The 15966-nt window shown below is 71.5% G+C and carries 5 protein-coding genes; all 5 read left to right on the top strand.

Going from position 1 to position 15966, the window contains the following annotated elements; genetic code table 11:
• Positions 1 to 207: 207 nt before the first annotated feature.
• The 5 genes from TMO_RS23770 (at position 208) to TMO_RS29950 (ending at position 15764) form a co-directional block, all read left to right on the top strand.
• Entirely contained in the window at positions 208 to 552 is a 345-nt protein-coding gene (locus TMO_RS23770) for a cupin domain-containing protein (RefSeq protein ID WP_014753362.1), read from the top strand.
• A 33-nt stretch (positions 553 to 585) separates the two neighbouring features.
• Complete coding sequence (locus tag TMO_RS23765) at positions 586 to 1473, top strand: universal stress protein (protein ID WP_014753361.1); 888 nt, start codon at positions 586 to 588, stop codon at positions 1471 to 1473.
• Positions 1474 to 1754: 281 nt separating this feature from the next.
• The gene (locus TMO_RS23760) at positions 1755 to 2324 is read left to right on the top strand and encodes an invasion associated locus B family protein (RefSeq protein WP_014753360.1); all 570 of its coding nucleotides are present in this window, start codon (positions 1755 to 1757) and stop codon (positions 2322 to 2324) included.
• Positions 2325 to 2421: 97 nt separating this feature from the next.
• Positions 2422 to 3933, top strand: a complete 1512-nt coding sequence (locus TMO_RS29955) for a hypothetical protein (protein WP_014753359.1) — start codon at positions 2422 to 2424, stop codon at positions 3931 to 3933.
• Positions 3897 to 15764, top strand: a complete 11868-nt coding sequence (locus TMO_RS29950) for a beta strand repeat-containing protein (protein WP_051045601.1) — start codon at positions 3897 to 3899, stop codon at positions 15762 to 15764. The genes TMO_RS29955 and TMO_RS29950 overlap by 37 nt, the downstream gene beginning before the upstream one ends.
• Positions 15765 to 15966: the final 202 nt, after the last annotated feature.

Raw genomic sequence — 15966 nt, 5'->3', positions numbered from 1 at the left:
CTCGACCTCGTTTCGCGTTGAACGAGGGGCGCGGCCGACCCGCGCCCCGTTGGACGACAACGATGCGCCGGACCGGCTGTTCCCGGGCCGCCCTTGCCGGGCGATACTGCAGATGCGAAAGCCGTTGACAGCGTCCGCGCCACGGCCTGGAGTGGAGCATGCCCCCGCGAAATCGCCCCCTTCGCACCCGCCATCATCCGGACCCCGATGCCCAACCTGCTCTCACCCCTGCCACCCCGCTCGATCGACGAGGCCTTCACCGAGATCCTGACCCGCCCCGGCATCCGCATCGAGCGGATCGTGTCGTGGGGCCAGGCCACGCCCGAGGGGGAGTGGTACGATCAGGGGTGGGATGAATGGGTGCTGCTGCTGACCGGATCGGCCGGGCTGCTGATCGAGGGCCAGGGCGAAACCGTGCTCGGCCCGGGCGACCATGTGATGCTGCCCGCCCGGCTGCGCCACCGGGTCAGTTGGACCGACGATCACCAGCCGACGGTGTGGCTGGCGGTGCATCTGGGCACCGAGATGGCGGGCAGCGACGGAGCGGGGTAAGGTTCAGCCGACGCTGCGACCAAGGAGGACATCATGCCGACCCCTGCCGCCCCCCACCCGCTTGCCCGCATTCTGCTGGCCACCGATCTCAGTGCCCGCAGCGATCGGGCGCTCGACCGGGCGGTGGCGTTGGCCCGCGAGACCGGGGCGGCGCTGACGGTGCTGCATGTGAGCGAGCCCGATGCTGCCGAAGAGATCGGCACGGAAGACCGGCTGCGGCAGGCCGAAGCCCGGCTGCTGGCCGATCTGCCGGCGGCCGTGCTGGCGGACATCGGCGCCCCGTCCGGCCCCGTCACCATCCGCACCCGGGTGGCGGATGGCGACCCGGCGGCGACGATCCGCCGGATCGCCGAAGATGAAGGCTTCGATCTGATCGTCACCGGCCTTGCCCGCAGCGAGCCCCTGGGCCGGCTGCTGTTGGGCGATACGGTGGACCGGCTGCTGCGCCGATCGGCCGTGCCGGTGCTGGTGGTACGGCGGCGGGCGACCGGCCCCTATCGCCGGATGCTGATCGCCACCGATCTTTCAGCCCCTGCCCGCCGGGCAGCCGAGGCTGCGCTGACCCTGCTGCCCGAGGTGCCGGCCACGGTGATCCACGCCTTCGAGACCCCGTTTCAGAAAATCTCGACCGATCCGGCCGTCCAGATCCGCGCGCATGGCGATACCGCAGCACGCCGGCTGACGGATGAGATCGACGCGCTGGCGGTGCCGACCGCCCGGCTCGACGGGCTGACACGCATCGTGCTGCCCGGGCCGGCAGACGATGCGGTGGCGACTGAACTGGCCCGCGACCATGCCGATCTGGTGGTGCTGGGCACCCGCGGCCAGGGCGTGGTGGCCGAGGCCGTGCTGGGCAGCATGGCCAAACGCATCCTGGCGAGGGTGGAGCCCGACGTTCTGGTCGTGCCGCGCGGCCACTGATCGGCGGCGGCCGTCAAGCGGCGACGCGGAGCATGTAAACCGCCATTTGCAGCGCAGAATTCGCGACATGAAACGCGGTATGTGACCTTCACTTCATATGGTTAAAAATCAGGAAATCCGGGGCGTAAAGCATCATCTGGCGCACAGCTTAACAGCTGTTGTGTGACGATCGGGCTTTACTGTTGCGCCGTGCAAAGCTTTGGTGAAGGATGATGGGGCACGGGCCTCGACGGGCCCGTATTGCCCCCTGTCCGACATATCCTTCCCGGGACGTCCTTACGATGATGCAGCGCGGCTCCACCGCCCGTCTGGTTCTCCTTGCCGCCACGCTTGCGGCGACCCTTGGCCTGGCGGGCACCGCCGGCGCGGTGGCGCAGAGCGCGCCCGCCACAAAGCCGGCCGATGCCCCCGCCCCGGCCGAACCGCAGAAGGTGGACGGCTCGGCCCCGGCCTGGACGGTGACCTGCGTCTCGCGCGGGCGCGCCGCCGCAGCCGACTGCACCATGGAGCAGCGGCTGTTCAACAGCGATAACGGCCAGCTGATGTCGGTGGCGGTGGTCAGCGTGCCGGGCGAAAGCCGCAAGCCCGAGCTGGTGCTGCAACTGCCGACCGGCCTGACCCTGACCGAGCCGGTGACCCTGGCGGTGGATGACGGCACGCCGGTGCCGGTGACCGTGCGGTCCTGCGACGGTCGCGGCTGCTTCGCGGCCCTGCCGCTCAACAACGATCTTCTGAAGGCGATGCGCGCCGGCAAGGTGATGTCGGTCCGCGCCGTCGCCGGCAACGGCGCCGTGCTGACCTTCCCCCATATGCTGATGGATTTCACCGCTGCCTTCGACGCGGTGAAGTGAGTTCAGAAACCCGCCCCGCGCGGCCGGGCGATTGTGGACGACAGACCTGAACGGCGGCGGCGCAGGCCCCGGACCGACGGCATGAGAGGCAAGACCGATGGCGAAGTCGGGTTCCTTCCTTTATCGCGGGAACATGACGGCCATCGGCGCCGTACTGGGTCTTGGCGTCTGCGGCGCACTGATCACGGCCGGGCCGGCACGTGCCGAGAACGCCGAGGTCTCGACCGGGCCGGCCTATTATTATGTCAACCAGCAGCCCTCACCCGGCACCGGATCCAAGGGATCGAACGCCAGCTTCAACGGCTTCAGCTGCGACAAGCCCGACAGTGGCGGCCAGGGCCCGACCGGTACCGCCGTAACCGCGACCGTCACGCCCGACATCTCCACGACCACCGCCTATGGCGGCACGCTGGTGATCGCCGGTAGCACCGGCGGCACCGGCGGCACGGGTGGTTCCGACAAGACCGGCGTCTGTGGCAATGGCCGCGGCGGCGGCACCGGCGGCACCGGCGGTGCCGTGACCGTCACGCTCAACGGCACCAGTTCCGCCACCTATCCGATCGCGAACACCACCGTCGTCGCCTACAGCCAGGGCGGCACCGGCGGGACCGGCGGCAACACCAACGATCCCGGCGCCCATGGCGGCGATGGCGGGTCGGGCGGTGCCGGCGGCGCCGTCACCGTCACCAACAACATGGCGCTCAACATCCAGGGCGGCTCGTCGTCGCTCGGCATCGTGGCGCAGAGCGCCGGCGGCCAGGGCGGCGATGGCGGCAACAATAATGGCGGTCTCTGGGGCGATGGCGGCGACGGCGTGCCCGGCGGTGCCGGCGGCAATGTCACCATCACTAACAATGCCGCGATCACCACCGCGGCCGGCACCCCCCTTGCCGCCCAGTCGATCGGCGGCTTCGGCGGCGATGGCGGCAGCAGCAACGGCACCTTCGGCGGCTATAGCGGCGGTGGCGGCTATGGCGGCAATGCCGGGCTGGTGACGATCAACAATATCGGCGTGCTGACGGTCGGCAGCGCCGCGAACCCCTCGGCCGCCGCCGGTGCGACGGCGATCTATGCCCAATCGGTCGGCGGCGGCGGCGGCAATGCCGGTGTCGCGGCAGGCCTGGTGGCGCTGGGTGCCGATGGCGGCAGGGCCGGATCGGGCAGCCTGGTCACGGTCAACAATTCCAGCACCATCACCGCCTATGGCCCGTCCTCGGTCGGCATCTTCGCTCAGTCGGTGGGCGGTGCCGGCGGCAGCGGCGGCATGGCCTTCTCGGCTTCAGGCAGCACTGCGTCGGTCGCCGTCGGCGGTTCAGGCGGCGATGGCGGTTCGGGCGGATCGGTGGCGGTGAACAATACAGCCGACATCTGCACCGGCAATGGCTGCATCCCCTCGCTCGCCCCCACCCCCGTCACCACCGACTCGGCCGGCGGTGCCGTCGGCGTGCTGGCACAGTCGGTGGGCGGCGGTGGCGGGGTCGGCGGCGATGGGGCGTCTCGGGCTCCGGCTCGGGCCTGGCCTTCGCGGTCGGCGGGTCCGGCGGCGGCGGCGGCAGCGCCGGCTCGGTCGCCGTGCTCAGCACCGGCTCGATCACGACGGTGGAGGTGAATTCGGCCGGCATCCTCGCCCAGTCGGTCGGCGGCGGTGGTGGTGTCGGCGGCGGCGCTGTGGCGCTCTCGGCCAGTTCCGGGCAGAGCGCCTCGCTCTCCCATGGCGGATCGGGTGGTGATGGCGGCTCGGCCGGGTCGGTCGCGATCAACTGCAACAGCTTCAGCGGCGATTCCTCCGCCGCCGGCGCCTGCAGCGGCCAGGGCCGGCTTTCCGGGCTGACCACGGGCAAGACCATCTCGACCGTCGGCGACGGCTCCTCGGCAATCGCCGGCCAGTCGATCGGCGGTGGCGGCGGCTCGGGCGGCTATGCGGTCTCTCTGGCGGCCGGCTTCCAGGGCAGTTTCGCGCTGTCTTACGGCGGCAAGGGCGGCAAGGGTGGCAATGGCGGCCAGGTCTATGTCAGCCCGAACGGCATCACGCTGACCACCACCGGTGTCGGCGCCTCGGCCCTGGTCGGCCAGTCGATCGGCGGCGGTGGCGGTGGCGGCGGCTCGACGGTCGATGCCAGCCTGGCGGTCGCGAACAGCGCCCTCAGCTTCGGCGTCGGCGGATCCGGCGGCGCCGCGGGTGCCGGCAGCACGGTGATCGTCGAGAACACCGGCAGCGTCATCACCACCTCGGGCGACAGCTCGCACGGCATTCTGGCCCAGTCCATCGGCGGCGGCGGCGGCTCCGGCGGCTCGGCGCTGGGGCTTTCGGCCAGCCCGCAGCTGGCGGTGTCGCTGGGTGTCGGCGGGTCGGGCGGCGCCGGTGGTGCCGCGGGCGCGGTCACCGCCCACAATTATGCCGCCAACAGCAGCCAGACCGCCGCGATCACCACCTATGGCTATGGCGCCAGCGCCATTCTGGCGCAGTCGATCGGCGGTGGCGGCGGCAATGGCGGCTACACCACCTCGGGCGCGCTCAGCTATTCCAGCGGCGCCTCGGCCGCGATCGGCGGTGCCGGCGGCAGCGGCAATAATGGCGGTACGGTCCAGGTGGTGAACACCGGGCTGATCAATACCTATGGCGGCGGTGCGGCGGCGATCGCCGCCCAGTCGATCGGCGGCGGCGGCGGCTCGGGCGGCTATGCGGTCGCAGGCTCGATCAGCGGATCGGTTTCGGCCAATATCGGCGCCGGCGGCAGCGGTGCCGCGGGTGGCGCCGGTGGCGCGGTCACGCTGGTCAATCAGGCGGCGGTCAACGTGTCGGCCGCCAGCACCGGCAATGCCCCTGCCCTTCTGGCGCAGTCGATCGGCGGCGGTGGCGGCTCGGGCGGCTTCTCGGGTGCCGCCGGTCTCAGCTCGAACGGCACCGCCAGTATGGCGGTGGGCGGCGGCGGCGGCAATGGCGGCACCGGCGGCACGGTCACCGTCGACAATTATTCGGCCCTCACCGTCACCGGACCGCTCTCGCCCGGCGTGGTCGCCCAGTCGATGGGCGGCAATGGCGGCTCGGGCGGTTTCGCCATCGCCGGCTCCTTCGGCGAAAGCGGCGCAGTCTCGGCCGCGATCGGCGGCGGCGGCGGCAAGGGTGGCCGCGCCAGCCAGGTGACGGTCACCATCCAGGGCGGCGGGCGCGTCTCGACCACCGGCCATCAGTCGGCCGGCGTTCTGGCCCAGTCGATCGGCGGTGCCGGCGGCAATGGCGGCTGGGACATCGCCGGCAGCCTGGGCGGGCTGGGTTCGGCCGGGGTCAGCCTGGGCGGCAGTGGCGGCGGCGGCGGCGCCGCGGGCGGCGTGACCATTGCCACCTACGACACCATCACCACCACCGGCCTTCTGTCGCACGGCATCGTGGCACAGTCGATCGGCGGCAGCGGCGGCCTCGGCGGCTTCAGCGCCGGCGCAGCAGGATCGACCATCGCGGCCCCGGCGGTCGCGGTCGGCGGCTATGGCGGCAGCGGCGGCACCGGCGGTACGGTTACGGTCAACACCTATACCGGCATCTCGACCGCAGGCGATCTTGCCGCGGCGATCATCGCCCAGTCGATCGGCGGCACCGGCGGCAGCGGTGGCGCCGCCTATTCCGGCTCGATCTCGACCGGCAACCCGGCCTCCAAGATTTCGGTCGGTGCGGCCGGCGCCACCGGCGGCAGCGGCGGGTCGGGCCAGAACGGCGGCGCGGTTTCGGTGACGGTCGCCAACAACCTGGTCACCACCGGCTTCGACGCCTACGGCATCATCGCCCAGTCGATCGGCGGCGGCGGCGGCAATGGCGGCAATGCCTCGGCCTTCGCGGCCTCGGCCTCGGGCGGCGGCGAGAACTCCCAGAGCGGTTCGGCATCGGTCGCGATCGGCGGGTCGGGTGCGGCCGGCGGCAATGCCGGCGCGGTCGCCGTCACGCTGACCGGCAGCATCCAGACCGGCATGGCCGGCGTCGTGCCGGGCAATCCGGGCGCCGGCGACCGCTCGGTCGCCATCCTGGCGCAGTCGGTGGGCGGCAGCGGCGGCAATGGCGGCTCGGCCTATGCCAATGCGATTTCGGGCACGGGCGCCATTTCGGTCGCAGTCGGCGGCGGCGGCGGCACCGGCGGGACCGGCGGCAGGGTCACCGTCTGCGGCAATGTCAGCTCGGGCAGCTGCAGCAATCCCTGGGGTGGCGTCACCGCCACCGGCGGCAGCATCCTGACCTATGGCAACCACGCAAGCGCCATCTATGCCCAGTCGGTGGGCGGCGGCGGCGGCCGCGGCGGCTATTCGGAAAGCAGCGCCTCCAGCAACAAATATGCCGCATCTCTGGCGGTGGGCGGCTTTGGCGGCGGCGGCGGCAATGCCGATGCGGTGACGGTGGTCGCCGGCGGCACGCTCGCCACCACCGGTGCCGGGTCGACGGCGATCTTCGCCCAGTCGGTCGGAGGTGGCGGCGGCGATGGCGGCACGGCCACCGCTTCGGCCACCGGCCAGCAGGGCGGCGCGCTGGATGGCGGTGTCGCGGCCTATACCGGCACCGGCTTCGCCCAGCAGACCAATACCGGTGCGGCGGTCGCGACCGCCGCCCAGTTCTCGCAGAGCGGCCCGGCTGCCTCGACCGACGAGGAAGCCGATAACGGCGTCGGCGCCTCGCTCGCCATCGGCGGCGCCGGCGGCAAGGCCGGCAATGGCGGCGCCGTGCTGGTCAGCAGCGTTGCCACCATCACCACCTCGGGCATGCTGTCGAACGGCATCACCGCCCAGTCGGTGGGCGGCGGCGGCGGCAATGGCGGCTCTGCCACCACCAATGCGGCCGGCGGCAATTATGCGGGTTCCATCAGCCTGGGCGGCACCGGTGGTGGCGGCGGCGCCGGATCGACCGCGACGGTCGTGAACACCGGCAGCATCACCACCAGCGGCCTGCAATCGGCGGCGATCTTCGCCCAGTCGGTGGGTGGCGGCGGCGGCAATGGCGGTGCCGCCTCCAGCACCGTCGAAAGCGGCGGCTCGGGCGCCCTCTCTTTCGGGCTCGGCGGCTCGGGCGGCGGTGGCGGGGCTGCCAATCTGGTCACCGTGCTGAATTTCGGCACGCTCAGGACCACGGGCATCAATTCGGCCGGCATTTTCGCCCAGTCGGTGGGCGGCGGCGGCGGCAATGGCGGCGGGGCGACCACGGCGGCGACCGCGGCGCCGGCCTCGGATGAAGACGAAGAAGACGGGTCCACCAGCGCCTCCACCGGCACCGTGCCGACCTCGGGTTCCGGCCAGTCGAACAGCAGCCACAATTCGGCCTCTGCCGGCAAGACCGGCTCCACCTCTCAGGGCAGCCAGGCGGGCGCCGATGGCGGCTATGCCGCCGGCCTCGCGATCGGCGGCTCGGGCGGCGGCGGTGCGGCCGGCGGCAGCATCGTGGTCACCAACTCGGCCAGCATCACCACCGGCACCTCCGACGGCAAGGGCGGCCTCAACTCCCAGGCGATCTTCGCTCAGTCGGTGGGCGGCGGTGGCGGCAATGGCGGCTCGGCCAGTTCCAATGCCGATGCCGGCAAGGCCAGCGTCGCGCTCTCGATGGGGGGTACCGGCGGCGGCGCCGGCGCGGGCGGTGCCGTGAATGTCGGCCTCGGCGGCGGCACGCTCACCACCTATGGCGCCAATGCGGCGGCGGTCTATGCCCAGTCGGTGGGTGGCGGCGGCGGCAATGGCGGCTCGTCCAGCTCCACCACCGGCTCGGGCGGCTCGGCCTCGGTGGCGCTCGGCCTCGGCGGATCGGGCGCCGGGGGCGGCGCCGGCGGCAGCGTGAATGTCTGCGGCAGCATTTCGAACAACATCTGCAACAACGATCAGGCACGCCCCACCTCCATCACCACCTGGGGCGATCTCTCCTACGGCATCTATGTCCAGTCGGTGGGTGGTGGCGGCGGCAATGGCGGCGCGGTCACCACCTCGGCCACCGCCGGCCAGGCGGATGACAGCGAACCCGGCGCCAGCGTCTCCAGCGGCTCCACCGGTACCTCTGCCTCCACCTCCAAGGGTGTGGCGATGTCCGCCGGCCTCGGCGGATCGGGCGGCGGCGGCGGGTCCGGCGGCACGGTTTCGGTGAACAGCGCCACGACCATCCGGACCGCGGGCGCCCATGCGACCGCGATCTACGCCCAGTCGGTGGGCGGCGGCGGCGGCACCGGCGCCTCGGCCACCACCAATGCCAATAGCGGCGCCTATGCCACCAGCTTTGCGCTCGGCGGATCGGGCGGCAATGGCGGGGCCGGCGGCGCCGTCTATGTCGTGAATGACGGCACGCTCGCCACCTACGGCTTCCTCTCGCACGGCATCTTTGCCCAGTCGGTGGGTGGTGGCGGCGGCGATGCCGGCGGCGCGTCGTCGACCTCGGCCCAGGGTGGTGAAGCCTCGCTCGCCATGGCCCTCGGCGGATCGGGCGGCGGCGGCCAGAACGGCCAGGGCGTCACGGTCACCAGCCGCGGCGTGATCACCACCGCAGCCGGCGCCGCGCATGCGATCGTCGCCCAGTCTGTTGGCGGCGGCGGCGGCCTCGGCGGCTCGGCCCAGTCCAGCGCCTCGGGGGGCAAGATTTCGGCGCCGGTCACCCTCGGCGGCGGCGGCGGCATTTCGGGCTCGGGCGGAACCGTCAGCGTTTACATCACCCGCGACATCACCGCCTCGGGCATCGGCAGCAGTGCGGTCATCGCCCAATCGATCGGCGGCGGCGGCGGCATTTCCGACATCATCGACATTACCAGCGCCACCCGCGCCTCGGCCTCGGCCAGCCTCACCCTCGGTTCGTCGTCGAGCAATGCCGGCGACGGCGGCAAGATCCTGGTCAGCACGGGCGGCGGCACCTCGGCGCTGATCCAGACCGGCGGCGACAATGCCAGCGCCCTGGTGGTGCAGTCGATCGGCGGCGGCGGCGGTATCGCAACCTTCAGCGCCGGCAAGATTTCGGGCGCGGTTTCGCCCACCTTCACCCTCGGCGCCAGCCGGGGCGGCGGCAGCGGCGGCACCAGTGCGGCCGATGCGGTGATGCTGACCCTGGGCGATAACGGCGGCACCACCTCGATCGAAACCTGGGGCCGCAATTCGATGGGCGTCGCCGTCCAGTCGATCGGCAGCGGCGGCGGCATCGCCGGCTTCGCGACCACCTCGGCCGGCAGCACCACGGCCACGGCCCAGCTCGGCCAGTCGGGCGGCGGCGGCAACGGCCGCGCGGTTACGCTGTCGGGAACGGCCAGCATCATCACCCATGCCGACAATGCGATCGGCGCGGTGGTGCAGTCGGTGACCGGCGGTGGCGGTGTCGCCCTCGCCGCCGCCGGCTCCGGCGCCATCTTCTCGGGCAGCACGCGGCTCGGCGCCACCGGTGGCGGCACGGGTGACGGCGGCACGGTGAACGTCAACCTCACCGGCGGGCGGATCGTCACCAACGGCTTCAACGCCCATGGTCTGGTCGTCCAGTCGATCGCGGGCGGCGGCGGGATTTCCGGCATCCGCACCACCAGCCTCACGCTCGGCGGCGTGGTGGCCGGCTATGGCAACACGGTCACGGTCGCCAGCTCGTCGGCCATCACCACCTATGGTACCTCCGCCTCGGGCATCATCGCCCAGTCGATCGGTGGCGGCGGCGGCATCGCGACCAGCGACGGCCAGGTCAACTTCGCCAGCGCGCCCAGCGCATCGAATTCGCGCCAGGTCCTTGTCACCACCACCGGGGCCGGCGCGGTGCAGACTCAAGGGGCCACTTCTTTCGGCATCCTGGCGCAGTCGATCGGCGGCGGTGGCGGTGCGGTCTTCGGGCCTAACCGGCTGCTCGGCGCCAATTTCGGCGCCTCGATCGCCTATGCCGACAATGTCGGGATCGATGCGGGCGCGAATGTCATCACGACGGGTATGGCCTCTGTCGCCGTGCTCGGCCAGTCGATCGCCGGCGGCGGCGGCGTGGTCGCCTCCACCGCATCGGATGCCGGTTTCACCTCTTATGCGGTCGGGCTGAACGGCGCCAATGCCAGCGGACTGAATGCCGGCACCATGTCCATCACCACCCGCAATCAGACCATCGCCACCGCCGGCGCCAATGCCGCCGCCGTGGTCGGCCAGTCGATCGGCGCGGGCGGGACCTTCTTCAGCCAGGCCAATACCGCCAGCCAGGGCGCGGTCAGCGTCACGGCCTATCTGGGCACCGCCTACGGCAGCGGCAATGGCGGCGTGGACCAGGCCGATGCGATCAGGATCGCGCTCGGCACAGGCGGTGTCACCACCATCGATACCTCGGGCGCCAATGCCTTCGGCGCGGTCGCCCAGGCGGTGGGTGGCGGCGGCGGCATCATCGCGATCTCCAACCAGGCGACCGGCGGCACCGTCGGCACCGCCATTCTGGGCCAGCGCGGCGGCAGCGGCAGCGGCATGGCCACCACGCTGACGGGGACCGCCAACATCGTGACCCGCGGCACCAATGCGCTGGGTGCGGTTGCCCAGTCGGTCAGCAATGGCGGCGGCATCGTCGTGGTCTCGGGCCAGACGGGGGCGGCCTTCACCGGTAATGTCCGGCTGGGCGCCATCGGCGGCAGCGGCAGCAACGGCCGAACGGTGACCGTTAACCTGACCAATGGCAGCATCGCCACCGGCGGTGCCTATGCCCATGGTCTGGTGGCCCAGTCCATCGCCGGCGGCGGCGGCATTTCCGGCGTGCTGACCAACGACGTGACGCTGGGCGGCGTGGTCGCCGGCAATGGCGGCACCGTCAGCGTTGCCAGCTCGTCGGCGATCACCACCTACGGCACGGCGGCGGCCGGCATCGTCGCCCAGTCGATCGGCGGCGGCGGCGGGCTTGCCATCGGCACCGGCGCCGTCACCTTCGCCAATACCCCCAGCGGGTCGAATGCCAGCCAGGTGACCGTCACCACTTCCGGCGGCGGCGCGGTTCAAACCCAGGGCACCACCTCTTTCGGCATTCTGGCGCAGTCGGTGGGCGGCGGCGGCGGCGCGATCTTCGGGCCGACGTCTCTCCTCAGCACCAATCTCGGCACGGGCATCGGCTATGCCGGCAATATCGGCATCGATGCGGGGGCGAACGTCGTCACCTCGGGCGCGGGTTCGGTCACGATCCTGGGGCAGTCGATCGGCGGCGGCGGCGGCGTGATCGCCTCCACTACCGCGAATGCCGGCTTCGTCAATTACGGGACGGGGCTGAACAGCGCCGGTAACGGCAATCTGAACGCCGGCACCGTCGCCGTCACCACCCACAACCAGACCATCGCGACCTCGGGCGTGAACGCCGCAGCCGTGGTGGGCCAGGCGGTGGGTGCCAGCGGCGTGTTCTTCACCCAGGCGAACAGCGCCAGCCAGGGCGCGGTCAATGTCACCGGCTATCTCGGCACCGTCAGTGCCGGCGGCAATGGCGGCGCGGACGTCGCCGACGCGATCAAGGTCACGCTCGGTGCCGGTGGTCTCACCACCATCGACACCTCGGGCGCCAATGCCTTCGGCGCGATCGCCCAGTCGGTGGGCGGCGGTGGCGGCATCGTCGCGATTGCCACCCAGGCGACCGGCGGCACGGTCAAGGGCGCCATTCTGGGCCAGCGCGGCGGCAGCGGCACGGGCCTTGCCACTACGCTGACCGGCACCGCGAATATCGTGACCCGCGGCACCAATGCGCTGGGCGCGGTCGCCCAGTCGATCAGCACCGGCGGCGGCATCTTCGTGGTGTCGGGCCAGTCGGGGGCGGCCTTCACCGGCAATGTCCGGCTGGGTGCCACCGGCGGCAATGGCAGCGATACCCGTGCGGTGAATGTCAACCTGACCAATGGCAGCATCGCCACCGGCGGTGCCTATGCCCATGGTCTGGTGGCCCAGTCCATCGCCGGCGGCGGCGGCATTTCCGGCGTGCTCACCAATGACGTGACGCTGGGCGGCGTGCTCGCCGGCAATGGCGGCGCCGTCAGCGTTGCCAGCTCGTCGGCGATCACTACCTACGGCACGGCCGCCGCGGGCATCGTCGCGCAGTCGATCGGCGGCGGCGGCGGGCTGGCCATCGGCACCGGCGCCGTCACCTTCGCCAATACGCCCAGCGGATCGAATGCCAGCCAGGTGACCGTCACCACTTCCGGCGGCGGCGCGGTTCAAACCCAGGGCACCACCTCTTTCGGCATTCTGGCGCAGTCGATCGGCGGCGCCGGCGGCGCGATCTTCGGGCCGACTGCCCCTCTCAGCACCAATCTCGGCACCGGCATCGGCTATGCCGGCAATATCGCCGTCGATGCGGGCGCGAACGTCGTCACCTCGGGCGCGGGCTCGGTCGCGATCCTGGGTCAGTCGATCGGCGGCGGCGGCGGCGTGATCGCCTCCACCACCGCGAATGACGGCTTCGTCAATTACGGGACGGGCCTGAACAGCGCCGGCAACGGCAATCTCTATGCCGGCACCGTCGCCGTCACCACCCACAACCAGACCATCGCGACCTCGGGCGTGAACGCCGCAGCCGTGGTCGGCCAGTCGGTAGGCGCCGGCGGCGTGTACTTCACCCAGGCCAATACCGTCAGCCAGGGCACGATCAACGTCACCGGCTATCTGGGCACGGTCAGTGCCGGCGGCAATGGCGGCGCCAACGTCGCCGACGCGATCAAGGTGACGCTGGGTGCAGGTGGTGTGACCACCATCGACACCTCGGGCGCCAACGCCTTCGGCGCGGTCGCACAGTCGGTGGGCGGCGGCGGCGGTATCGTCGCCATCTCCACCCGCGCCAATTATGGCAACGCCAAGGGCGTGCAGCTCGGCCAGCGCGGCGGCAACGGCATGGGCATGGCGACCACGGTGACGGGCGCCGCCAGCATCGTCACCCGCGGCAACAACGCCTTCGGCATCGTCGCGCAGTCGGTCAGCAATGGCGGCGGCATCCTGGCCGTCGCGACCCCCGGGCTGGAGTTCTTCACCGGCACGGCAGTACTCGGCGCCCGGGGCGGCAGCGGCAACAATGCCGGCAATGCCACCGTCAACCTCTCGGGCGGCGGCGGCATCACCACCACCGGCATGTTTGCCCATGGCATCGTCGCCCAGTCGATCGCGGGCGGCGGCGGCATCTCGGCGCTGAACACCGATACGGTGCAGATGGGCGGCGGCACGGCCGGCATCGCCGGGGTCGCCAGCGTCACGGCGCTGGCACCGGTTGCGACGTCCGGCATCGGCGCCAGCGCCATCGTCGCCCAGTCGATCGGCGGCGGCGGTGGCCTGGCGCTCACCAGCTACAATGCCCAGTTCATCAGCACGACCGGCGGCAGCGATGCCAGCACGGTGGGGGTCACCACCAGCGGCAATGGCTGGCTGCAGACCACCGGCAATCTGGGCTTCGGCATCCTGGCCCAGTCGATCGGCGGCGGCGGCGGTGCCTTCATCGCCCCCAATCACGGCGTCATCGCCAGCTTCGGCGCCTCGGCTGCCTATGCGGGCGGGGTCTATGTCGATGCCGGGGCGAATGTGGTGACCACCGGCCAGGGCTCCACGGCCATTCTCGCCCAGTCGGTGGGCGGCGGCGGCGGCGTCATCGCCTCCAGCTTCGCCGATGCCGCCTATACCAGCTATGTCGCCAATCTCTACGGCAGCAGCGGCAGCAGCGATTACGGCAGCAATGTCGCGGTCACCACCCATGGCCAGACGATTGCGACCTCGGGCGCCAATGGCGCAGCGGTGATCGCCCAGTCGGTCGGCGCCAGCGGCGTGTATTACGCCCAGACCAACACCGCCGCCCAGGGCAGCATCCATGCCACCTTCAACCTGGGTGCCGGCCAGGGCAGCGGCAATGGCGGCGTCAGTCAGAGCGATTCGGTGAAGGTGACGCTGGGCAGCGGCGGCGCCACCACCATCGATACCTCGGGCGCCAATGCTTTCGGCGTGGTCGCGCAGTCGGTGGGGGCCGGCGGCGGCATCTATGCCATCGCCACCCAGTCGACCGGCGGGTCGATCGACAGCAGCCGGCTCGGCGCCCGTGGCGGCGGCGGTGTCGGCCTCGCCACCACCGTCAGCGGGGCGGCGAACATCACCACCCGTGGCACCAATGCGCTGGGCGTGGTCGCGCAGTCGATCAGCGGCGGCGGCGGCATCGCCGTGGTCGCCGGCCAGTCGGGCAGCACGGGCTATTCGGGGCCGGTGACGCTCGGCACCTATACTGGCGGCGGCGGCAATGGCGGGGTGGTCAATGTCAACCTCACCGGTGGCAGCATCACCACCGGCGGCGTCTTCGCCCCGGGTCTGGTGGCGCAGTCGATCGCCGGTGGCGGCGGCATTTCGGGCGTTCACAGCAGCGGGGTCTATCTGGGCGGCTATGTTGCCGGCAACGGCAACACGGTTACCGTCAGCAGTGCTGCCGCCATCGGCACGATCGGCAATGCCTCGGCCGGCATCGTCGCCCAGTCGATCGGCGGCGGCGGCGGTCTCGCCCTCGCCAATGGCGGCAATGCCGTCATCCTGAACGCACCCAGCGGCTCCAACGCCTCGCAGGTGAAGGTCACCACCACCGGCAGCGGATCGGTCCAGACTCAAGGGGCCACCGCCTTCGGCATTCTGGCGCAGTCGATCGGCGGTGCCGGCGGCGCGGTGTTCAGCCCCGTCAACCAGGCGACCGCCAGCTTCGGCACCGGCATCGCCTATGGCGGCAGCATCGTCATCGATACGGCGGCGAATGTCGTCACTTCGGGCGCCGGCTCGGCCGGCATCGTCGGCCAGTCGATCGGCGGTGGCGGCGGCGTGATCGCCTCGGCCTTCTCGAACGCCAACATCACCAGCTATGGCGTTACCCTGAACGCCGCCAACGCCAGCGGGCTGAACGGCAACACCGTCGCCGTCACCACCCGCACCCAGACCATTGCGACCGCCGGCGCCAATGGCGCGGGCGTCATCGCCCAGTCGCTGGGCGCCGGCGGCACCTATTTCACCCAGGCCAATGCCGCGTCGCAGGGGGCGGTGCACACCGCGATCAATCTCGGCACCTCGGTCGGCAAGGGCGACGGCGGCCAGAACATCACCTATTCCACCAACGTCACCCTGGGCGCCGGCGGCGTCACCACCATCGATACCTCGGGCGCCACACCTATTTCACCCAGGCCAATGCCGCGTCGCAGGGGGCGGTGCACACCGCGATCAATCTCGGCACCTCGGTCGGCAAGGGCGACGGCGGCCAGAACATCACCTATTCCACCAACGTCACCCTGGGCGCCGGCGGCGTCACCACCATCGATACCTCGGGCGCCAATGCCTACGGCGTGGTGGGCCAGTCGATCGGCGGCGGCGGCGGCATCGTCTCCATCGCCACCCTGTCGAGCGGCGGCTGGATCGATGCCGGCATCATCGGCCAGCGCGGCGGCGCCGGATCGGCCATGCCGACCAGCGTCAGCGGCACCGCGAACATCCTCACCCGCGGCACCAATGCCGCCGGCGTGATCGTTCAGTCGATCTCGGGTGGCGGCGGCATCGCCAGCCTGTCCTCGCAAGCGGGTTCCTGGTTCTCGGGGATGGTGACGCTCGGCGCCACCGGCGGCAGCGGCGCCAATGCCAACACCGCCTATGGCTATCTGGCGGCCGGCAGCGTCACCACCAGCGGCGCCTTCGCCCCCGGCCTGGTGGTGCAGTCGATCGCAGGCGG

It is taken from the genome of Tistrella mobilis KA081020-065 (assembly GCF_000264455.2).
GTDB lineage: Bacteria > Pseudomonadota > Alphaproteobacteria > Tistrellales > Tistrellaceae > Tistrella > Tistrella mobilis.
Note: the sequence above shows the minus strand (reverse complement) of the source record. Positions and strands in the feature narration are given on the sequence as shown.

Excerpts from the sequence above, each read along its gene's own strand:
- TMO_RS29955 (WP_014753359.1), top strand. The coding sequence starts at position 2,422 with ATGGCGAAGTCGGGTTCCTTCCTTTATCGCGGGAACATGACGGCCATC.
- TMO_RS23765 (WP_014753361.1), top strand. The coding sequence starts at position 586 with ATGCCGACCCCTGCCGCCCCCCACCCGCTTGCCCGCATTCTGCTGGCC.
- TMO_RS23770 (WP_014753362.1), top strand. The coding sequence starts at position 208 with ATGCCCAACCTGCTCTCACCCCTGCCACCCCGCTCGATCGACGAGGCC.
- TMO_RS23760 (WP_014753360.1), top strand. The coding sequence starts at position 1,755 with ATGATGCAGCGCGGCTCCACCGCCCGTCTGGTTCTCCTTGCCGCCACG.